The sequence below is a fragment of the Vibrio proteolyticus NBRC 13287 genome (assembly GCF_000467125.1).
In the GTDB taxonomy this organism is placed as follows: domain Bacteria; phylum Pseudomonadota; class Gammaproteobacteria; order Enterobacterales; family Vibrionaceae; genus Vibrio; species Vibrio proteolyticus.
Genome location: NZ_BATJ01000002.1, coordinates 54,786 through 76,700 on the forward strand (window position 1 = coordinate 54,786; position 21,915 = coordinate 76,700).

Sequence of the window (21,915 nt, forward strand, 5' to 3'; positions counted from 1 at the left end):
GTGCCTTTTAATGGTTTATTCAGCGGCTGCGTAGGCATCGTTGTGAACGGTTTGAACCGCACGGCCAGACGGGTCGACACAGTTTTTGAACGACTCATCCCATTCGATGGCTTTGGCTGAAGAACATGCGACAGAAGGACCGCCTGGGACACATTCCGCAGCCGATGGCAGCGGGAACAACTCTTCAAAGATCTCGCGGTAAACATAACCCTCTTTGGTTGTTGGGGTGTTGTACGGGAAACGGAACTTAGCCGTTTCCATCTGTTGCTCAGTCACTTTCGCTTCGGCCACTTCTTTGAGCGTATCGATCCAGCTGTAACCTACGCCGTCAGAGAACTGCTCCTTCTGACGCCAGGCGATGGAATCAGGCAGATAATGTTCGAAACACTCACGCAAAATGTGCTTCTCCATTTTGCCGTTGCCACACATTTTATCTTGCGGGTTCAGGCGCATCGCCACGTCGATAAACTCTTTATCAAGGAACGGCACGCGCCCCTCGACTCCCCAAGCGGCCAGAGATTTGTTGGCGCGTGCGCAGTCAAACATGTTCAGTGCCAACAGTTTGCGTACGGTTTCTTCGTGGAACTCTTTGGCATTCGGTGCTTTGTGGAAGTACAGGTAACCACCGAAGATCTCGTCAGCCCCTTCACCGGACAACACCATTTTAATGCCCATCGCTTTAATCTTGCGTCCCATCAGGAACATAGGTGTGGACGCGCGAATGGTGGTGACGTCATAAGTTTCAATGTGGTAAATCACATCACGAATCGCGTCCAGACCTTCTTGAATGGTGTAGGTCATTTCATGGTGGACGGTTCCAATTTTATCGGCAACTTCACGCGCCGCTTTGAGATCCGGCGCGCCCTCCAAGCCAACGGCAAAGGAGTGCAGCTGTGGCCACCAGGCTTCTGACTGTTCATCGTCTTCAATACGCATCGCGGCGAAACGTTTGGCGATCGCTGAAGTGATGGAAGAATCCAGGCCGCCAGACAGCAGAACCCCGTATGGCACGTCCGTCATGAGCTGGCGTTTGACGGCGGCTTCAAGCGCTTCCGTCAGTTCCTCTTTGCTGGTGCTGTTGCCGGAGACCGCTGCGTATTCGTTCCAGTCACGGACGTAGTAACGTTGCGGTTCGCTGTCGGTTGAGCTGTAGTAGCTGCCTGGGGGGAACTCGCTGACGGTTTTACATACCGGAACCAGCGCTTTCATTTCTGATGCCACGTAATAGTTGCCGTGTTCATCGTGTCCCTGATACAGCGGAATGATGCCGATATGGTCACGCCCAACCAGATACTGGTCTTTTTCTTCATCGTAGAGCACAAAAGCAAAAATGCCGTTGAGTTCTTCCAACAGGTCGGCCCCCATGTCTTGATAGAGCGCCAGAATGACTTCGCAATCCGAATCGGTCTGAAACTCATACTTGTCTTCGTAACGGGCACGAATTTCTTTGTGGTTATAGATTTCGCCGTTTACCGCCAGGATCAGTTTTTTGTCTGGGCTGTAAAGGGGTTGTGCACCGCTATTGAGTCCAACGATCGCCAAGCGTTCGTGAGCCAGAATGGCTTTGTCTGACGAGTAAATTCCTGACCAGTCAGGGCCACGATGACGAAGTTTTTTAGACATTTCCAGAGCGACAGGGCGCAATGCCGTTGCATCACTTTTGATGTCTAGAATACCGAAGATAGAGCACATAACCACATCCTTTTTTAAATCTTGTTTAACCTGATGAGTTAAAATGTGCCAGTTTGATTAAAAAAAGCAACCAGGGTTGATTGAAAAGTTTATATAAAAGCCATTGAGGTGAATTTTATTTAATGTTAACTCTGTTTGAGTGAACAAAAGTTAAGTGCGGACGCTTTTTAAACAGAATGGGGGTTAAAAAGAGGCGTTTTGGCACCTCTTTCTTGTTAAGACAGTTTATCGAACGTGGTCAAAGGTGACATGCAGTCGGTCACAAACGTGGCGAGCGAAACCGCTACCGGCTTCATTGTAGATATTGAAAGCCGCGTCGGCGCCGTTATTGAGCAGTTCATCCATTTGGTCCTGATAAGCGGCAATCGCCGCTATCTGACCGGTGTAACCGCGGCTGCGCAGTTGTTCCAGCGCGATCTGATTTCCTTGATGATTCGGCATCGCCAGCAGAACCAACTTGACCCGGCCCGTATCCAAGATACGCTCCCAGAAGTCTGGATCGGTGGCGTCTCCGGCAATCACATTCCGCCCCTCTTTACGGTGCAATTGGGCTGCATCGTCACGGATCTCAACCCCAAGGCACACTTTGCCGTAACGAGTTCTGAGTGCATCGTATGCCCCACTTCCGATCCGGCCCATGCCAAGGATCAGAATTTGCGCACTGCCAGGATTGATCAATTGATCGCGGACATTCAGTTCTTCGGCGGCATGTTCTTTCAGCCAGCGGCCGGATTTACGGTAGATGTCATGGCCCATGCGATTGATAGGCGCAGATAAGACAAACGAAATCGAAACCGCCAGCGCGATAGCGACCAGAATGTCGCCGCTCATCCAACCCATCTTGAATGCCAGACCACCGACAATCAGTCCAAACTCGCTGTAGTTAAACAGACTCAGAGAGGCCAGCAGCGACGTGCGTACACGAAACTTAAAACGGTTAAGGACAAAAAAGTACAGCGCCCCTTTAAGCGGCAGCATCAATAGGAACACTACGGCCAGAGCGAGACCAGACAGGGTCGGGTGCTCTTCCAGGCCGATACTGAGGAAGAAGCACACCAAAAAGAGTTCTTTCAGGTTAAATAAAGACTTGGACAGTTCAGACGCTTTTTTGTGTCCGGCCAGCATCAGACCCATGATAAGTGCGCCGAGATCGGCTTTCATACCAACCAGTTCAAACAGGCCGGCACCGACCACCAACGCAAAGAAGATACCGAACAACACCAGCATTTCACCGTGTCCGACCCAGTCGAGCAATTCGAAGAACAGCGGTCGCAGCAGCGGAAGGGCAAACAGGGCGAGCGCGTACCATTCTGGCAGCTTGCCCGTTGAGGCGGTCAGGAAGATCACCGCAAAGATATCCTGCATGACCAGTATGCCAATGGCGATGGAACCGTATGTGGAGTTCATCTCACCTTTTTCTTGCAGCGCTTTCACGGCAAACACGGTGCTAGAGAAAGACAGGGCAAAGCTGAGCAGCAGCACTTCCTGAAGGCCCATTGCTTCAATGGATGATACGCCAAGCAACTTAAGGCACAGCAGAATCATGCTGAAAATTAACGTCGACAGCAGGTTGTGTATGCTAGCGCCAGCCCAGATTTCTTTGGAAAGCAGGGTTTTGACGTCTAGCTTGAGGCCAATGGTAAACAGCAGCAGTGTCACGCCGAGATCGGCGAGCGTATCTATGGTGCTGTTGGTTTCAAAACCGTAGGCATTGAGGGCAAACCCAGCCAGCAGAAACCCAACCAGAGGGGGCAAATTCAGTCTCAGTGCAACAAAACCGGCGACGAACGCCGCGGAGATCAGCAGTAGTTCCATACGGGTGAAAAGCTTATTCAGATGAAAGATCAAAAACGGGCGGTGTCACAAGACACGGCCCGTAAGTGTAACGCAATTCGTTGAGTATATGTTTAATCTTCCAGTAATTTTTGTAACAAAACACCGTTGAGCATTGCCCGTTTGATCATGGCAAAAGCGCCAATGGTCGGTTGATTGTCAATCTCTGAGGCGACAATCGGCAGGCCGTTATGGAACGTGGTCAGCGATTGGTTTTCGACATTGCGGCGAATGGCGGGAAACAGAATGTCCTCGCAGCGGGTGATGTCGCCTGCGATGATCACTTTTTGAGGGTTGAACAAGTTGATGGTGATGGCGATTGCTTTGCCGAGTTGATTGCCGACCCGAACTAAGCTTTGTTTGGCCAGTTCATCGCCACTATTGGCGTGCTCACAGACATCCTTTATGGTGATGCTTTCTAGGTCAGCCAGACTGGACTCATAACCTTGCGCGATCAGCTTTTTGACACGGGAAACAATCGCTGGGTTGGCGGCGACGGTTTCCAGACAGCCAAAGTTGCCACATTGACATTGTTCACCCAGCGGATCGATCTGAATATGGCCGATTTCACCCACGTTGTGGTTGGAGCCCAGAAATACCTGACCATTGACAATAATGCCAGCCCCTGTGCCCCGATGGACACTGACCAGAATAGAATCTCTGCAATCTCGGCTGGCGCCAAAATAGTGTTCTGCCAGCGCCATGCCACGAATGTCGTTGCCGACAAAACATTCTACGTGAAAAAGTTCGCGGATAATGTCGCTCAGCGCCAGGCTGTCGATGTCCGTATTGGGCATGTATTCAACCACCCCGGTTTCCGGGTTGACTAAGCCGGGCAGGGCAACGCCCACTGCAATCAACTGATTGATCTGATTTTGATGGTCGGCGACAAACTGCTTAAGGTGTGTCGTCAGGCCATCCACCAGCTCGCTCTGGTTGGTGTAGTAAAATTCAACTTGAGCCGACGCCAATTCTTTGCCACCGAGATCGTATAGACTGAATTGAATGTAGTCCCGTCCAAGACGCACGGCGACGGAATGAAACGGCTCGACTTCGGTGGTAAGGGAAATGGCCCGTCGACCGCCGGTCGACGCTTGTTGCGCGACCTCTTTGATCAGGCCGCGTTCCAAAAGTTGGCGGGTGATTTTTGTAACACTTGCCGGAGCAAGCTGACTGACGTCAGCGACCTGAATCCGGGAGATCGGACCTTGTTGGTCGATGAGTCTATATACAGCTGCGCTGTTGAGTTGTTTGACTAAGTCTACGTTACCAATCTGTCCGCCATTCATTCTTATTTATGCTCGTATTGTCCGTTAACAGTTGTCGCCTGGACAGCGAAGTCACGGTCAAAGACAGTCAGGTTGGCCACCATCCCCGGTCGGATACGGCCGAGTTTATGGTCTACACCGATTGCAGTTGCCGGATACAAAGTAGCCATCCGTAATGCTTCATCCAAAGCGATACCGACGTGCTCAACCGAATTCTGAACTGCTTCAATCATCGTCAGGGCTGAGCCGCCCAGTGTGCCGTTTTCATCAACACACTTACCATCTTTGTAATATACTTTCTTACCGACAAAAATAAAGTGATCGATGTTAGCACCTGCAGGAGCTGTGGCATCTGTCACTAATACCAGCTTTTCACCTTTGATTTTATGTGCGATACGGATGTTGGCGTAATCCACATGGAAACCGTCAGCAATGATGCCGGCGTACACTTCAGGAGTATCGTAGATAGCACCCACCACGCCAGGCTCTCGGCCAACCATTGGTGTCATGGCATTGAATAGGTGCGTGGCAAAGCTAATGCCGGCTTCAAAGCCTTTGCGTGCTTCGGTGTAGGTGGCATTGGTATGACCGATGGATACCACAATGCCGGCGTCTTTCAGGCGACGAATATGTTCTGGGTCATTGTGCTCTGGCGCCAGCGTTACCTTGGCAATCACGTCTGCATTTTCGCAAATGTAATCGATCATGCTGCTGTCAGAAGGGCGGATGTAGTTAACGCTGTGAATGCCTTTTTTCATCACATTCAGATAAGGGCCTTCCAGATGCAAGCCGAGAGAGTGATTTTGATAGCGAGTCTGATACTCGCGGGCGGCAGCAATGGCCTGACGCATGTTGTCGTCGGATGACGTTATCAATGTCGGCAGGAAGCTGGTACAACCGGATTTAAGGTTCGCTTGATGCATGATGTGCATGGTGTCAGCCGTGATTTCGTCGTTCAACATCACACCGCCACAACCGTTCAGTTGCAGGTCGATGAAACCAGGGCTTACATTAGCGCCTTGCAGGTCTTTAATTTCAATGCCTTCAGGCAGCTCTGATACCGGACATACTGAGTCGATTAAATCGCCTTTAATCACCACAGCATGGTCTACCAGTACATCACTCCCCGTGTAGATTTTACAGTTAGTCAGCGCGTACATAATCAACCGATCCTTATAACTATGATTTCTCTATTCTCTTTGCGAGCATCATACGCTCATTTTACACCACAACGAGCACTTTATTTGTGAGCTTCAATTAGCTTGCGAAATATCTTGTTTAAGCGCGAATCACAACGTCATTCGTGGAGGCCTGGCTGCAGTATCCCACAACCTAAAGGCTTTGTGACAAGCTGGTGTAAAACAGTTTGCTTCTAAAAGCCACACTCTGAACCACCACTTAGCGTTGTCTCTGCTTTGGATATTATCGCTAAATCTGTGTTTTTTTATATTGTAAAATAAGTTTTATGATCTCGCTAGCAAAATCCCTCAGAGCGGTGTATTTCTGGTGATTATGATCACAAATGATAAGGTTTTAATTTGCGGAGCAAAATTAATGTCATAAACTGACCATGACTAAATTGAGCGACTAAAATAAGTGGCTCAGCAAAATACTAGAAATCCTATAGGGGGAACTTGAGGTGAATATTCTTGGATATGCGCAAAAGCTAGGTAAAGCTTTGATGCTGCCTATCGCAACGCTTCCCGTTGCGGCGCTACTATTACGCTTAGGTCAACCTGACCTACTTGATATCCCGTTTATGGCTCAGGCCGGTAACGCAATTTTCAGCAACCTGCCACTGCTGTTTGGTTTAGGTATCGCCATTGGTCTGTCGAAAGACGGTTCCGGTGCGGCTGGCCTGGCGGGGGCGGTTGCTTACTTCGTCTTGACCGCGACAGCATCGACAATTGACGCGAGCGTCAATATGTCGTTCTTCGGTGGTATCTTCGCCGGTATCATTGCCGGTCACTCGTACAACGCGTTCCACAATACGCGTCTGCCGGAATGGCTGGCGTTCTTTGCCGGTAAGCGTTTGGTTCCTATCATGGCAGGCCTGTTTGCACTGGTTGCGGGCGCGGTATCTGGCGTGATTTGGCCAACGATTCAAGGTGGTCTGGATGCTTTGGCACACGCGGTGTCCACCTCTGGCGCAATTGGTCAGTTTGTGTACGGCACATTAAACCGTGCGCTGATCCCTGTGGGTCTGCACCACGTGCTGAACTCATACTTCTGGTTTGGTATGGGGACCTGTCAAGAAATCGTAGTTACCGGCGCTCAAGCTGCTGGCCAGGCGCTGCCTGCGCTGCAACAGCTGTGTGTGGATCCGGCGATTGCGAAAACGCTGGTGGTTGGTCAGCCTCATACTTTCGAGTTTGTTAACTCTGTGACGCCTGAAATCACAGCGACGGTGAAAGAAGTGACTGAAACACTGAAATCTGGCGACTTGCACCGTTTCTTCGGCGGCGACAAGAGCGCGGGCGTGTTCATGAATGGCTTCTTCCCGGTAATGATGTTTGGTTTACCAGGTGCAGCACTGGCTATGTATCTGGCCGCGCCAGCTGAAAAACGCAGCCAGGTTGGTGGTGCGTTGTTCTCAGTTGCATTCTGTTCATTCCTGACCGGTATCACTGAGCCTCTGGAATTCATGTTTGTCTTCCTGGCACCAGCTCTGTATGCGATTCATGCTGTGTTCACCGGCCTGTCTCTGGTCGTGGCAAACATGTTCGGTACTCTGCACGGCTTTGGTTTCTCTGCGGGTCTGATCGACTTCATACTGAACTGGGGGCTGGCAACTAAGCCTTGGATTCTGCTGATTATCGGTCTGGGCTTTGGTGCACTGTACTTCTTTACATTCAGCTTCGCGATTCGCGCATTCAACCTGAAATCACCAGGTCGTGAAGACGATGACTCTGAAGTGGTAGCGCCTGCTGGTGACAATACCAAAGGTGACCTGGCACGCCAGTACCTGAAAGCACTGGGTGGTCACGAAAACCTGACTTCCATCGATGCGTGTATCACTCGGCTGCGTCTGACACTGAAAGACCGCTCTGTCGCTGATGAAGATGTGCTGAAAAAGTTGGGTGCCAAAGGGGTAGTGAAGCTGGGTGAAAATAACCTGCAAGTTATCCTTGGCCCACTGGCTGAGATTGTGGCCGGTGAAATGAAAGCCATCGGTGCTAATGAAGATCTGACGGACGTTAAACTGCCGTAATCAAACCGACTGTTTTTGGTGTTAAAAGCCTCCTCCGGGAGGCTTTTTTGTGCTTACAATTTCGACGATTGCACCGTGTTGGTGCCGGAAAGGCAAATATTCTCAAGAAATTGCGTGTTTATGTTGTGCTGGCAGGCAGAATTGTGGATCATTAACGGTAATTTTCTCTGCCGCGTGACCGCACGCGCAGAGCCTGTTTTTTCTGACAATACTAAAATTATTGAGGTGCTATAGATGAGTGAAGCTGAGGCTCGTCCATCGAACTTCATCCGCCAAATCATTGATAAAGATTTAGCGGATGGTACACACACAAGTGTGCATACTCGTTTCCCGCCGGAGCCAAACGGCTACCTGCACATAGGTCACGCAAAATCCATTTGCTTGAACTTTGGTATTGCTCAGGACTACCAGGGCCAGTGTAATCTGCGTTTTGATGACACGAACCCGGAAAAAGAAGACGTCGAATACGTTGAGTCAATTAAGAATGATGTACATTGGTTAGGCTTTGAATGGTCAGGTGAGGTGTGTTACTCATCAAACTACTTCGATAAGCTTTACGAGTATGCAGTGGAATTAATTAACAAAGGCTTAGCGTATGTTGAAGAGCTAAGTCCTGAGCAGATTCGTGAATACCGTGGCACACTGACCCAGCCGGGTAAACCGAGCCCGTACCGTGACCGCAGCGTAGAAGAAAACCTGGCGTTGTTTGAAAAAATGCGTGACGGTGGCTTTGAAGAAGGTACGGCGTGTCTGCGTGCCAAGATCGACCTGTCATCGTCGTTTATGGTCATGCGTGATCCGGTGCTGTACCGTGTCCGTTTTGCTCATCACCACCAAACCGGTGACAAGTGGTGCATCTACCCGATGTATGACTTCACTCACTGTATCTCGGATGCACTGGAAGGCATTACGCATTCTATCTGTACGCTGGAGTTCCAGGACAACCGCCGTCTCTACGATTGGGTACTGGAAAACATCACGATTGATTGCCGTCCGCGTCAGTACGAGTTCAGCCGTCTGAATCTTGAGTACACAGTGATGTCAAAGCGTAAACTCAACCAGCTGGTGACCGAGAAATTGGTTGATGGCTGGGACGATCCTCGTATGCCAACCATTTCAGGCTTGCGTCGTCGTGGTTTCACGCCAGAGTCGATTCGTGAATTCTGTAAGCGTATTGGTGTGACCAAACAGGACAATATGATCGAAATGGGCTCTTTGGAGTCCTGCATTCGTGATGATCTGAACGAGAACGCGCCACGTGCAATGGCTGTGCTGGATCCGGTAAAAGTTGTGATTGAGAACTTTGATGAAGGCAAAGTGGAAAATCTGACGGTCGCCAACCACCCGAACAAACCCGAAATGGGAGAGCGGGAAGTGCCGTTCAGCCGTGAAATCTGGATTGAACGTGAAGATTTCCGCGAAGAAGCGAATAAGAAATACAAGCGTCTGGTACTGGGGAAAGAAGTGCGCTTGCGCGGCGCGTATGTGATCAAAGCCGAACGTGTCGAGAAAGACGCAGAAGGCAACATCACAACGATCTTCTGTACTTATGATGCAGATACGCTTGGCAAAAACCCAGCGGACGGTCGCAAGGTCAAAGGCGTGATTCACTGGGTGTCTGCAGACAAAGCGTTGTCGGCAGAAATTCGCCTGTACGATCGCCTGTTCACTGTGCCGAACCCGGCGTCCGCGGATAACTTCGCTGAGACGATCAACCCCGACTCACTGATTAAGGTGAACGGGTACGTTGAACCAAGTCTGGCGTCCGCGGAAGCTGAAAAAGGCTATCAGTTCGAACGGATGGGCTACTTCTGTGTCGATGCAAAAGAGTCGAAACCTGCTGCGTTGGTGTTTAACCGTACCGTTGGACTGCGTGATACATGGGCGAAAATTGAGAACCAGTAATCACGAGTGATGAAGAGAAAAAGCCGGCAATCGCCGGCTTTTTTATATTGGGTTGATCTTTTCAGAGCCAAAAAAATCAGTCTTTAAGGACTGGCTTTTTAAATTTCGATTACTTTTTTGGCTTGTGGGCGTCCGGGTTGTCTTTGCAAGCCCCGTCGGCACATTTACCGTACAAGTACAGACTGTGATTGGTCAGAATGACGTTGTATTGCTCAGCAATTTCTTTCTGACGTTGTTCAATCAGGTCATCTGAGAATTCGATCACTTCGCCACAGTCGAGACAAACCAGGTGATCATGGTGGTGCTGAGTCGACAGTTCAAAAACGGATTTGCCGCCTTCAAAGTGGTGACGGGTAACAATACCTGCATCATCAAACTGGTTAAGGACACGGTATACGGTAGCCAAGCCAATTTCTTCACCTAAGTCGATCAGCTTCTTGTAAAGCTCTTCTGCACTGATGTGCTGACATTCTGGCTGCTGTAATACTTCTAAAATTTTCAGTCGCGGAAGGGTAACTTTTAGACCAGCATCCTTTAACGCTTGGTTGTTATCTGACATATACTTTCCTGTTGATGATCTGCAGCAATTAACAGAATTCAATATTATTAGCATTATAGGGTAGTAGCCCTAAACAATAAACCACGAACTTCAAAGGGTTACTAGGAAAATTTTGTAAAGGCGTGTAATGTCACTGATAATGCTGATCTGACCAGTTACAATTGTGTAACATGTTAACGAAACACAGTTCAGTATCAGGGATAAGAGCATGAACAAATCACTGGCAAGAATTTATAAGCCGGGCCTGGTCAAATTTGCCCTCAATGTCTGGCCACCTTTCTGGGGTTCCGGGATCCGGATTTTGTCCATCAGCGACGATTTTCGTCAAGTCAGCATGAAACTCAAGTTACGCTGGTGGAACAAAAATGCCAATCGTACCCAGTATGGCGGCAGTATTTTTTCACTGACCGATCCGGTCTATTCATTGATGTTGATGGGTATTCTTGGAGAGCAGTATTATGTGTGGGACAAAGATGCCAGCATCAATTTCATCAAGCCGGGCCAGTCTGATCTGTACGCAGAATTCAATGTGACAGAAGCGAAACTGAACGAGATTCTTCAGCAGACGGCGTGCGGCGAGAAAAGCTTTCCGGAGTTTATTATCCACGTTAAAGATCGGCAGGGGCAGGTAGTCGCGGAAGTGCAGCGTCGTCTTTATGTGAGAAAGAAACCGCAATACCGCGAAGTGGATACCGAGCAACCATTAACCGAGTAACACGCAGGCAGTGCATCCGCACTGCCGACTATTTTTCAGGGATGGACAACAGGATCAGCAGTGCACCGTCACCACCAAATTCCAGTGGTGCCTGATGAAAGGCCATGACGTCGGGATGCTGGGCAAGCCACAACGGGGTTTTTTGTTTCAGGACATGTTTGCCTATCCCGTGCTGGACACAAGCACAGTGCACTTCATTCTTTACGCAATACGCGATCATCGCACCAAGTTCACGTTTTGCTTCTGCCTGCGTCATGCCATGCATATCGAGAAACACATCCGGTACGTACACACCACGTCTTAGCCGCTTAACCTCATACTGAGAAACATCATCTCGGGCGTAGCGGGTCGGACCGTCTTCGCTGAGCAAAGGGACAAACTCGTCTGAGAAGTAGAATTCGGTATCGCTGGCTTCACGGCTAAAGCGGGTAATTTGTTTTTGCTTAGCGTTTCTGTTTGGCTGCTGGATTATGGTATCCTGACGCAACTTTTTTACGCCCTGTACTGCGTCCCGAAAAAGGGCGAAATCGTCGTCGATATCGGTGTCTTTTTTGCTCATCTGGGTTCAAAACGATTGATCAATTGCAATTGGCAGTATTGTAGCGCTTTTCGGAGGCAATTTTGGATAAGATTTTTGTAGAAGAAGCCGTATCTGAGCTTCATACCCTTCAAGATATGATTCGTTGGACAGTCAGCCGCTTTAATGCCGCTAATCTGTTTTACGGTCATGGTACGGATAATGCTTGGGATGAAGCAGTGCAGTTGATTCTGCCTACCCTGTATTTGCCTATTGATGTACCGCCACATGTCCTGAATTCTCGTCTGACCAGCAGCGAACGTCTGCGTGTGGTGGAACGTGTCGTCAAGCGAATTAATGAACGCACGCCGACCGCATACCTGACCAATAAAGCCTGGTTCTGTGGCCTGGAGTTTTTCGTCGATGAACGAGTACTGGTGCCGCGTTCACCGATTGGTGAATTAATTCAGAATCAGTTCCAGCCTTGGTTAATTGAAGAGCCACTGCGGATCATGGACTTGTGTACCGGTAGTGGGTGTATTGCGATCGCGTGTGCACACGCTTTCCCGGAAGCCGAAGTGGATGCGATTGATATCTCAGTGGATGCGTTGCAGGTGGCAGAGCAGAACATTCAGGACCACGGTATGGAACAACAGGTCTTCCCGATTCGTTCGGACCTGTTCAGGGACTTGCCAAAAGAACGTTACAATCTGATCGTCTCTAATCCGCCATATGTGGATGAAGAGGACATGAACAGCCTGCCGGATGAGTTTACCCATGAGCCGGAACTGGGTCTGGCAGCGGGCACCGACGGTCTGAAACTGGTACGCCGTATCCTGGCTAACGCACCGGATTACCTGACCGATGACGGTATTCTGATCTGTGAAGTGGGCAATTCTATGATCCATATGATGGAGCAGTACGCTCACATCCCGTTCACCTGGATTGAATTTGAAAACGGCGGTCATGGGGTCTTCATGCTGACCCGACAACAATTGCTCGATTGTGCGAGTGACTTCTCTTTGTACAAAGACTGATTCGCGAATGAAACTGAAAACGCCGGGGTAATGACTCCGGCGTTTTTTTATTCGTTCAATAAATTCGAAATAGTTGCCGGAGAGGGGTTTACATCAAAACGTAATAAAGACACTATGAAATCACGAACAACAGACAGTAAACCTGGTGGTTGCTGCAAAATCAGGCGGCAATGGCCAGATACATGAGGAAGTAATGGCAGGAAACAGTATCGGACAACATTTCCGGGTAACTACGTTCGGAGAGAGTCACGGTATCGCACTGGGATGTATCGTCGATGGGTGCCCACCGGGGCTGGAAATCAGTGAAGCCGACATTCAGATCGACCTGGATCGCCGTCGTCCTGGCACGTCACGTTATACGACTCAGCGTCGTGAACCGGACGAAGTCAAAATTCTTTCTGGCGTGTTCGAAGGGCAAACGACCGGAACGTCCATTGGCTTGTTGATTGAAAACACCGATCAACGCTCGAAAGATTATTCGGACATTAAAGATAAATTCCGTCCGGGTCACGCAGATTATACCTACCACCAAAAGTATGGCATTCGTGATTATCGCGGAGGCGGCCGTTCGTCTGCGCGTGAAACTGCCATGCGTGTTGCGGCAGGTGCAATTGCGAAAAAATACCTAAAACAGACCTTTGGTGTGGAAATTCGCGCCTACCTGTCACAAATGGGGGATGTCTCGATCGACAAAGTCGATTGGGATGAAATTGAGAACAATGCCTTTTTCTGTCCGGATGTGGATAAGGTGGATGCGTTTGATCAGTTGATCCGCGATCTGAAAAAGCAGGGCGATTCGATTGGCGCTAAGATTCAGGTTGTTGCCACGCAGGTGCCTGTCGGCTTAGGTGAACCGGTGTTTGATCGTCTTGATGCGGACATCGCGCATGCGCTAATGAGCATCAACGCTGTCAAAGGGGTTGAGATTGGCGATGGTTTTGACGTGGTGAGTCAGAAAGGCAGTCAACACCGTGACAGCCTGACACCTCAAGGATTTACCAGTAACCACGCCGGTGGGATTCTGGGTGGAATCTCTACAGGACAGGACATCGTCGCCAACATTGCGCTGAAGCCAACTTCCAGCATTACCGTACCCGGTGAAACCATTACGCGAAGCGGGGAAAGTACCGAACTGATCACCAAAGGGCGTCATGATCCGTGTGTGGGTATCCGAGCTGTGCCTATCGCTGAGGCTATGCTGGCGATTGTTCTGATGGATCATTTACTGCGTCATCGTGGCCAGAATCTGGGCGTCAACACCGAGACCCCAGTGATTTAACCGCCCCGGGCCGGTCAAAAACAGCAAATGAAAAGAGCGAGTAAATACTCGCTCTTTTTGTGTTGGCTTGACGATTATTCGCGTTCGTACAACGGTTTGAAATCACGCAGTTTCTGGCCAGTGTACAACTGACGCGGACGACCAATACGGTTGTGCGGATCACTGTGCATTTCATTCCAGTGAGCAATCCAACCAATGGTCCGTGACATAGCGAAGATCACGGTAAACATTGAGATTGGAATACCAATCGCTTTCAGAATAAGACCAGAGTAGAAGTCGACATTCGGGTACAGCTTCTTCTCGACAAAGTATTCGTCTGACAGCGCGATGCGCTCCAGCTCCATTGCCACATCAAGCAGCGGATCGCTGATGTTCAGCTCTTTCAACACGTCGTGACAGGCTTCACGCATAACTGTCGCACGTGGGTCATAGTTCTTGTAAACACGGTGACCAAAGCCCATCAAACGGAAAGGATCGTCTTTGTCTTTCGCTTTCTCAATGTATTCTGGGATGTTGTCGACGCTACCGATCTCTTCCAGCATACGCAGACATGCTTCGTTTGCACCGCCATGAGCAGGCCCCCACAGAGATGCGATGCCCGCAGCGATACACGCAAATGGGTTAGCACCTGATGAACCAGCCAGACGTACGGTTGACGTGGAGGCATTCTGTTCATGATCCGCGTGCAGGGTAAAGATTTTATCCATTGCACGAGCAACCACAGGGTTTACTTCGTACTCCTCACATGGGTTGGCGAACATCATGTGCAGGAAGTTTTCCGCGTAGCTCAAATCGTTACGTGGGTAGATAAATGGCTGACCGATGGAGTATTTGTAACACATCGCAGCCAGAGTCGGCATTTTAGACAACAAACGATAAGCCGCGATTTCACGGTGTTCATCATTATTAATGTCTAAAGAGTCATGGTAGAAGGCGGCCAAAGCTCCAACCACACCACACATAACGGCCATAGGGTGAGCATCGCGACGGAAACCGTGGAAGAAACTCGCAATTTGCTCATGGACCATAGTGTGACGCGTTACTGTTGTTTTGAACGCTTCGTATTGCTCACGTGTAGGGGCTTCACCATAAAGAAGGATATAACATACTTCTAAGTAATCAGCGTTATTGGCTAATTGATCGATTGGGTAACCGCGGTGTAGCAGCACACCTTTTGCGCCATCGATGTAAGTGATTTGAGATTCACAGGATGCAGTGGCAAGAAAACCAGGGTCAAAAGTAAAGTAACCATTTGAGCCTAGAGTACGAACGTCGATTACCTGAGGACCAAGAGTCCCGTCCATAATCGGCAGTTCGATTGGCGCTTTCCCCTCAATATGAAGGGTCGCTTTCTTATCTGCCATAACAATCTCCTTTGTTTATTATTTAATCCGTCCAGGATGTTTGTGTGTCATTTTTGTACGTGTGTTCGTTAACAAAGTCAATTTTTCTCCTCCGACTTGTGCACTTGTTATGATTTTTTATAGGTCCATAGTTAAAAATCTGTTCTGTGTAGCAAAAATTGTTACATCAATTGTATTAGAATGTTGCCAGCCGTAAGATGGCGCAGTAAATTTTGGGGAAAACCTTATAAATTCAAGGCTCGAAACAAGAGTGAGGTGACGTTTCTAGTCTTGTTGTTAACAAAAGTTTTACATTTTAATCCTTGTTTGCTACGAGAATTTGTTAAACAGATGTTAACTTTTGTGGGTTTGAAGCCAAATTTTCGTTCATAACTATAAATGCTCAATGGAGCTGAGTGAGCAAGCCCGTGAAAGAAAGAAAGTCAAGACCTGTTAATTTAGATTTGCAGACCATTCGCTTTCCGATCACAGCAATCGCTTCCATCCTGCATCGTGTGTCCGGGGTGATTACGTTTGTTGCTATCGGAATTTTGCTTTGGTTATTATCCATTTCCTTGTCCTCCCCAGTTGGCTTTATGCAAGCCAGCGATATCGTCGGTGGTTTCTTCGTTAAGTTTATCCTCTGGGGTATTCTGACCGCACTGGCTTATCACATTGCCGGTGGTATTCGTCACTTGCTGATGGATCTCGGATATTTCGAAGAACTTGAATCTGGTGCCATGAGCGCCAAAGTCGCATTCGGCGCCACTGCCGTGTTGTCTCTTCTGGCGGGGGTACTGGTATGGTAAAACATGTTTCTTCATTTGGTCGTAATGGCGTGCACGATTATCTGCTAATCCGTGCAACTGCAATCATTATGACGCTATACACTATTTACCTAGTAAGCTTCATTGCTTTCTCTGGTGATATCTCTTACGTATCTTGGACCCAATTCTTTGGTGGCACGTTTACGAAAACGTTCACCATGCTTGCTTTGGTTTCTATCCTGATTCACGCGTGGATCGGGTTATGGCAAGTACTGACAGACTACATCAAGCCGACGGCACTGCGTGCTGGATTGCAGCTTGGTGTGATTGCCGTGCTGTTAGGATATTTCTTCTCTGGTCTGTTTATTTTGTGGGGTGCGTAAGTGACTATTCCAGTTCGTGAATTTGATGCCGTTGTAATCGGCGCTGGTGGTGCAGGTATGCGTGCTGCACTGCAAATTTCTGAGCAGGGCCTGACTTGTGCACTGCTGTCCAAAGTGTTCCCGACTCGCTCCCACACAGTGTCTGCGCAAGGTGGTATCACGGTTGCTCTGGGCAACTCGCATAAAGATAACTGGCAGTGGCACATGTACGACACGGTTAAAGGTTCTGATTACATCGGTGATCAGAACGCCATCGAATACATGTGTAAAAACGGCCCTGAGTCGGTAATTGAGCTCGAAAAAATGGGTTTGCCGTTTTCGCGTTTTGACAATGGTAGCATCTATCAGCGTCCTTTCGGCGGTCAGTCGAAAGAGTTTGGTGGTGAACAGGCAGCTCGTACTGCGGCTGCGGCGGACCGTACTGGTCATGCGTTGCTGCACACGCTTTACCAACAAAACGTCAAACACAAAACCACGATTTTTTCTGAGTGGTATGCATTGGATCTGGTGAAGAACCAGGACGGTGCCGTGATGGGTTGTACTGCGCTTTGCATGGAAACCGGTGAAATCTGTTACTTCAAGTCGAAAGCGACGGTATTGGCAACCGGTGGTGCAGGCCGTATTTACGCCTCGACCACTAATGCCCACATCAATACCGGTGATGGTGTTGGTATGGCATTGCGCGCAGGCGTACCAATGCAAGACATGGAAATGTGGCAGTTCCACCCAACGGGCATTGCCGGAGCTGGGGTTCTGGTTACGGAAGGGTGTCGTGGTGAAGGTGGTTACCTGCTGAACAAAGACGGTGAGCGTTTCATGGAACGTTACGCACCTAACGCCAAAGACCTGGCTGGTCGTGACGTGGTGGCGCGTTCGATGATGATTGAAATCCGTGAAGGTCGTGGCTGCGATGGCCCATGGGGTCCACACATTAAGCTGAAATTGGATCACTTGGGTAAAGATGTCCTAGAGTCGCGTCTTCCAGGCATCTGTGAGTTATCTCGGACCTTTGCACACGTGGATCCTGTGAAGGAGCCGATTCCGGTTATTCCAACCTGTCACTACATGATGGGCGGTGTACCCACTCAGGTCTCTGGTCAGGCGATTAAGCAAACCACATCCGGTCAGGATGTCGAAGTACAAGGCCTGTATGCCTGTGGTGAGATTGCTTCTGTGTCAGTACACGGCGCCAACCGTCTGGGCGGCAACTCGCTGCTCGACTTAGTGGTGTTTGGCCGTGCAACCGGTCTGCACCTGGGTGAAACGCTGGCGGCGCAAGCCGAAGCGCGTCCGGCGACGGAGTCGGATATCGAAGCCTCTCTGGCTCGTACCATGCGCTGGGAAAACAGCACAGGTGGTGAAGATCCGGTTGAAATCCGCAAAGATCTGCAACGCTGCATGCAAAACAGCTTCTCGGTTTTCCGTGAAGGTGATGCCATGGCAACTGGTCTGGAAGAGTTGAGAGTGATCCGTGAGCGTCTGAAAAACGCACACCTGGCGGACAAATCTCAGGAGTTCAATACCCAGCGCGTTGAGTGTCTGGAACTGGATAACCTGATGGAAACCGCTTTCTCGACGGCGGTAGCGGCAAACTATCGTACCGAGAGCCGCGGTGCACACGCACGTTTTGACTACCCAGAGCGTGATGATGAAAATTGGCTGTGCCACTCTATCTACAACCCGGAAACGGAATCGATGAACAAGCGTGATGTGAACATGACGCCAGTGCATCGTGAAGCTTTCCCGCCGAAAGTACGTACTTACTAAGGGAGGTATTGAACAATGAAACTGAACTTCTCTTTGTATCGTTACAATCCGGATGTGGATAACAAACCTTACATGAAAGATTACACCCTAGAAGTGGACGAAGGGTCGGACATGATGGTGTTGGATGCGCTTATTTCGTTGAAAGAGCAGGATCCTAGCATTGCATTCCGTCGTTCTTGCCGTGAAGGGGTATGTGGTTCTGACGGGCTGAACATGAATGGCAAAAATGGCCTGGCTTGTATCACGCCTCTGTCGGCGCTGAAAGGCGACAAGATTGTGATTCGTCCTCTGCCTGGATTGCCTGTGGTTCGTGATCTGATCGTTGACATGACGCAGTTCTACGATAACTATGCGAAAGTTAAACCTTTCTTGATTGATGATGGCGCATTACCGCCATCAAGAGAGAACTTGCAATCTCCAGAAGAACGTGCGCATTTGGATGGTTTGTATGAATGTATTATGTGTGCGTGTTGTACGACATCCTGCCCATCGTTCTGGTGGAATCCGGACAAGTTCATCGGCCCAGCAGGACTTCTGGCTGCGTATCGCTGGTTGATTGACAGCCGTGATACTGCAACAGACGAACGTTTGTCTGATCTTGATGATGCTTTCAGCGTTTTTCGTTGCCACGGCATCATGAACTGTGTCAGTGTTTGTCCTAAGGGACTGAACCCGACGAAAGCCATTGGTCATATTAAGACCATGTTGGTGAACCGCTCGGTGTAAAGTAACAACAAAATTGCCGGCTCTGCCTCTGGGTGGAAGCCGGCCTTTAATAGCTCGGCGTAGACCGAAGCAAACGTGAAAACTACTGGTTAAGGGAAAATATGCAAAACGGCGTGATGAAGGCATGGCTCGAGTCTTCACACTTGGCTGGCGCCAATGCAACTTATGTAGAAGAACTCTACGAACTGTATCTAAGTGATCCCGATCTGGTAAGTGAGGAGTGGAAACGTGTTTTTGACGGCTTACCTGTAAACTCGAAAGAGACAACAGAACAACCGCATTCACGTGTCCGTGACTACTTCCGACGACTCGCTCAAGAGACAAAGCATTACAGTGTCCAAGTTAGTGATCCTGATGTCGATGCAAAGCAAGTAAAAGTACTTCAGCTTATCAATGCGTACCGCTTTCGCGGTCACGAAGCAGCTGAATTAGACCCTCTGGGAATCTGGAAACGCCCTCCTGTGGCTGAACTCGATCCAGCATTCCACAATCTCACCGAAGACGATTACGAAGAAACTTTCAACGTAGGTTCTTTTGCCATCGGGCAAGACACTATGCGACTGAAAGACATTCATTCTGCTCTTCAGAAAATCTACTGCGGCTCCGTTGGTGCAGAATACATGCACATTACCGACACTGAACAGAAGCGCTGGATTCAGCAGCGTCTGGAACCGGTTGTGGGTCAGCCGTCGTTTGATAATGATCACAAGCGTACTTTCCTTGAAGAGCTGACTGCGGCGGAAGGTCTGGAACGTTACCTCGGGGCCAAATTCCCTGGTGCAAAACGTTTCTCACTGGAAGGCGGTGATGCTCTTATCCCAATGACCAAAGAACTGATTCGTCACGCTGGCAACACGGGTATGCGCGAAGTCGTGATTGGTATGGCGCACCGTGGTCGTCTGAACATGCTGGTGAACGTACTGGGTAAACGTCCGCAGGATCTGTTTGACGAATTTGCCGGCAAACACGATGAAACCTGGGGAACGGGTGATGTGAAGTACCATCAGGGCTTCTCAGCAGACTTCGCTACCCCTGGCGGTAATGTGCACTTGGCACTGGCGTTTAACCCGTCGCACCTCGAGATCGTTAACCCGGTGGTGATCGGTTCAGTACGAGCCCGTCAAGATCGCTTGGGCGATAAAGACGGCAGCCGTGTACTGCCTATCACGATTCACGGTGATTCTGCGATTGCTGGTCAGGGTGTGGTGGCAGAGACGTTCAATATGTCTCAGGCTCGTGGTTTCCAGGTAGGCGGTACCGTGCGTATTGTGGTTAATAACCAGGTTGGTTTTACCACCTCCAATCCTCGTGATACCCGCTCAACCATGTACTGTACTGACATCGCGAAGATGGTTCAGGCGCCGATTTTCCACGTGAACTCAGATGATCCGGAAGCGGTCGCGTTTGTGACGCGTCTGGCGCTGGATTACCGCAACGAATTCAAGCGTGATGTGGTTATTGACCTGGTGTGTTACCGCCGTCATGGTCACAACGAAGCGGACGAGCCGAACGCGACTCAGCCGTTGATGTACCAGAAAATCAAAAAACACCCGACGCCGCGTAAATTGTATGCCGACATTTTGATTGACCGCAATGAGTGTGACATCGAAACCGCGACGCAACTGGTGAACGAATATCGCGACGCTCTGGACCACGGTGAAGTGGTGGTGAAAGAGTGGCGTCCGATGACGATGCATTCAGTCGACTGGTCTCCGTATCTGGGCCACGATTGGGACGAAGCATGGGCGAATCAGTTTGATCGCCAGCGTTTGCTGGAACTGGGTCAGCGTATTTGCCAATATCCGGAAAGTCATAAGCTGCAAAGTCGCGTGAATAAGCTGTACAACGATCGTAAAGCGATGCTGACGGGTGAGAAACTGTTTGACTGGGGTATGGCTGAGACATTGGCTTACGCCACGCTGGTTGATGAAGGCAAACGCATCCGTATTTCTGGTCAGGATTCAGGCCGTGGTACTTTCTTCCACCGCCATGCGGTACTGCATAACCAGGGTGACGCCAGCACTTACATGCCTCTGGCAAATATTCACGACAAACAGGGACCATTCCAGGTATTTGACTCTGTTTTGTCAGAAGAAGCAGTATTGGCATTCGAATACGGCTATGCCACGGCCGAGCCGGGTGGTCTGACCCTGTGGGAAGCGCAGTTTGGTGATTTCGCTAACGGTGCTCAAGTGGTTATCGACCAGTTCATTTCCTCCGGTGAGCAAAAATGGGCACGTTTGTGTGGTTTGACGATGCTGTTACCACATGGCTACGAAGGTCAGGGACCAGAGCACTCCTCTGCACGTCTTGAACGTTACCTTCAGTTGTGTGCGGAGCAAAACATGCAGGTGGTGGTTCCGTCGACACCAGCTCAGGTTTACCACATGATTCGTCGTCAGGTTGTGCGTCCAATGCGTCGTCCTCTGATCGTGATGTCTCCGAAGTCACTGCTGCGTCATCCATTGTGTACCTCAACACTGGAAGATTTGGCAGAAGGAACATTCCAGCCAGCGATCCCTGAAGTGGATAACCTGGACCCGACAAAAGTGAAACGCGTCGTATTTTGTGCAGGTAAGGTGTACTACGATCTGTTGGAGCAACGTCGCGCCAACGAACAGGAAGATGTCGCAATTGTTCGTATCGAACAGCTGTATCCTTTCCCGTTGGACGATGTCAAAGCAGCGATTGCACAGTACACCAATGCGGTTGACTACGTTTGGTGTCAGGAAGAGCCACAAAACCAAGGCGCCTGGTACTCGAGTCAACATAACTTCCGAGCGGCGATTCCTGCCGGTGCGGATCTTAAATACGCGGGCCGCCCAGCCTCTGCTTCACCAGCAGTAGGTTATATGTCGGTACACTTGAAACAACAAAAAGCGTTGGTCGAAGACGCTCTGACCCTAGCTTAAG

The 21,915-nt window shown here is 49.7% G+C and carries 17 protein-coding genes; 10 read left to right on the forward strand and 7 right to left on the reverse strand.

Annotated elements, in window-relative coordinates; genetic code table 11:
- Window positions 1-15: 15 nt before the first annotated feature.
- The 4 genes from asnB to nagA all read right to left on the reverse strand — a co-directional run bounded on the left by asnB (window position 16) and on the right by nagA (window position 5,953).
- Window positions 16-1,692 carry an asparagine synthase B gene (gene asnB, locus VPR01S_RS02855; protein ID WP_021703793.1) on the reverse strand — a complete coding sequence of 559 codons (1,677 nt, stop codon included), beginning with the start codon at window positions 1,690-1,692 and terminating at the stop codon, window positions 16-18.
- 225 nt (window positions 1,693-1,917) lie between these two features.
- Window positions 1,918-3,507 (reverse strand): cation:proton antiporter domain-containing protein, encoded by a 1,590-nt coding sequence (locus VPR01S_RS02860; protein ID WP_021703794.1) that lies wholly within the window; start codon window positions 3,505-3,507, stop codon window positions 1,918-1,920.
- A 92-nt stretch (window positions 3,508-3,599) separates the two neighbouring features.
- Window positions 3,600-4,814 (reverse strand): DNA-binding transcriptional regulator NagC, encoded by a 1,215-nt coding sequence (nagC, locus tag VPR01S_RS02865; RefSeq protein ID WP_021703795.1) that lies wholly within the window; start codon window positions 4,812-4,814, stop codon window positions 3,600-3,602.
- A gap of 2 nt (window positions 4,815-4,816) precedes the next feature.
- Window positions 4,817-5,953: an N-acetylglucosamine-6-phosphate deacetylase gene (gene nagA, locus VPR01S_RS02870; protein WP_021703796.1), complete on the reverse strand. Its 1,137-nt coding sequence runs from the start codon at window positions 5,951-5,953 to the stop codon at window positions 4,817-4,819.
- A gap of 479 nt (window positions 5,954-6,432) precedes the next feature.
- Here nagA and nagE point away from each other — a divergent pair, with 479 nt between their 5' ends.
- Together nagE and glnS are read left to right on the forward strand one after the other, a co-directional pair.
- Window positions 6,433-8,004, forward strand: coding sequence for an N-acetylglucosamine-specific PTS transporter subunit IIBC (gene nagE / locus VPR01S_RS02875; RefSeq protein ID WP_021703797.1), 1,572 nt, complete (start codon window positions 6,433-6,435; stop codon window positions 8,002-8,004).
- 234 nt (window positions 8,005-8,238) lie between these two features.
- The gene (gene glnS, locus VPR01S_RS02880) at window positions 8,239-9,909 is read left to right on the forward strand and encodes a glutamine--tRNA ligase (protein WP_021703798.1); all 1,671 of its coding nucleotides are present in this window, start codon (window positions 8,239-8,241) and stop codon (window positions 9,907-9,909) included.
- A 109-nt stretch (window positions 9,910-10,018) separates the two neighbouring features.
- Here the strand turns inward: glnS and fcrX are convergent, their stop codons facing one another.
- Window positions 10,019-10,468 (reverse strand): ferric iron uptake transcriptional regulator FcrX, encoded by a 450-nt coding sequence (fcrX, locus tag VPR01S_RS02885; protein ID WP_021703799.1) that lies wholly within the window; start codon window positions 10,466-10,468, stop codon window positions 10,019-10,021.
- Between the two features lie 208 nt (window positions 10,469-10,676).
- On the opposite strand from fcrX, the gene VPR01S_RS02890 reads away from it, so the two are divergent.
- Entirely contained in the window at window positions 10,677-11,183 is a 507-nt protein-coding gene (locus VPR01S_RS02890) for a DUF4442 domain-containing protein (protein WP_021703800.1), read from the forward strand.
- Window positions 11,184-11,211: 28 nt separating this feature from the next.
- On the opposite strand, the gene smrB is transcribed toward VPR01S_RS02890, so the two are convergent.
- The gene (gene smrB, locus VPR01S_RS02895) at window positions 11,212-11,742 is read right to left on the reverse strand and encodes an endonuclease SmrB (RefSeq protein WP_021703801.1); all 531 of its coding nucleotides are present in this window, start codon (window positions 11,740-11,742) and stop codon (window positions 11,212-11,214) included.
- 62 nt (window positions 11,743-11,804) lie between these two features.
- Between smrB and prmB the strand changes: the two genes are divergently transcribed.
- Both prmB and aroC read left to right on the forward strand, forming a co-directional pair.
- Window positions 11,805-12,737, forward strand: a complete 933-nt coding sequence (gene prmB / locus VPR01S_RS02900) for a 50S ribosomal protein L3 N(5)-glutamine methyltransferase (protein WP_021703802.1) — start codon at window positions 11,805-11,807, stop codon at window positions 12,735-12,737.
- Window positions 12,738-12,930: 193 nt separating this feature from the next.
- The gene (gene aroC, locus VPR01S_RS02905; protein WP_021703803.1) at window positions 12,931-14,016 is read left to right on the forward strand and encodes a chorismate synthase; all 1,086 of its coding nucleotides are present in this window, start codon (window positions 12,931-12,933) and stop codon (window positions 14,014-14,016) included.
- 74 nt (window positions 14,017-14,090) lie between these two features.
- Here the strand turns inward: aroC and VPR01S_RS02910 are convergent, their stop codons facing one another.
- Window positions 14,091-15,380 carry a citrate synthase gene (locus VPR01S_RS02910; protein WP_021703804.1) on the reverse strand — a complete coding sequence of 430 codons (1,290 nt, stop codon included), beginning with the start codon at window positions 15,378-15,380 and terminating at the stop codon, window positions 14,091-14,093.
- Window positions 15,381-15,775: 395 nt separating this feature from the next.
- Here VPR01S_RS02910 and sdhC point away from each other — a divergent pair, with 395 nt between their 5' ends.
- The 5 genes from sdhC (at window position 15,776) to sucA (ending at window position 21,914) form a co-directional block, all read left to right on the forward strand.
- Window positions 15,776-16,168, forward strand: coding sequence for a succinate dehydrogenase cytochrome b556 subunit (gene sdhC, locus VPR01S_RS02915; protein WP_021703805.1), 393 nt, complete (start codon window positions 15,776-15,778; stop codon window positions 16,166-16,168).
- Window positions 16,162-16,509, forward strand: a complete 348-nt coding sequence (sdhD, locus tag VPR01S_RS02920; protein WP_021703806.1) for a succinate dehydrogenase, hydrophobic membrane anchor protein — start codon at window positions 16,162-16,164, stop codon at window positions 16,507-16,509. The genes sdhC and sdhD overlap by 7 nt, the downstream gene beginning before the upstream one ends.
- The gene (sdhA, locus tag VPR01S_RS02925; RefSeq protein WP_021703807.1) at window positions 16,510-18,276 is read left to right on the forward strand and encodes a succinate dehydrogenase flavoprotein subunit; all 1,767 of its coding nucleotides are present in this window, start codon (window positions 16,510-16,512) and stop codon (window positions 18,274-18,276) included.
- A 15-nt stretch (window positions 18,277-18,291) separates the two neighbouring features.
- The gene (locus VPR01S_RS02930) at window positions 18,292-19,002 is read left to right on the forward strand and encodes a succinate dehydrogenase iron-sulfur subunit (protein ID WP_021703808.1); all 711 of its coding nucleotides are present in this window, start codon (window positions 18,292-18,294) and stop codon (window positions 19,000-19,002) included.
- Between the two features lie 101 nt (window positions 19,003-19,103).
- Window positions 19,104-21,914 carry a 2-oxoglutarate dehydrogenase E1 component gene (gene sucA / locus VPR01S_RS02935; protein WP_021703809.1) on the forward strand — a complete coding sequence of 937 codons (2,811 nt, stop codon included), beginning with the start codon at window positions 19,104-19,106 and terminating at the stop codon, window positions 21,912-21,914.
- Window position 21,915 lies beyond the last annotated feature (1 nt).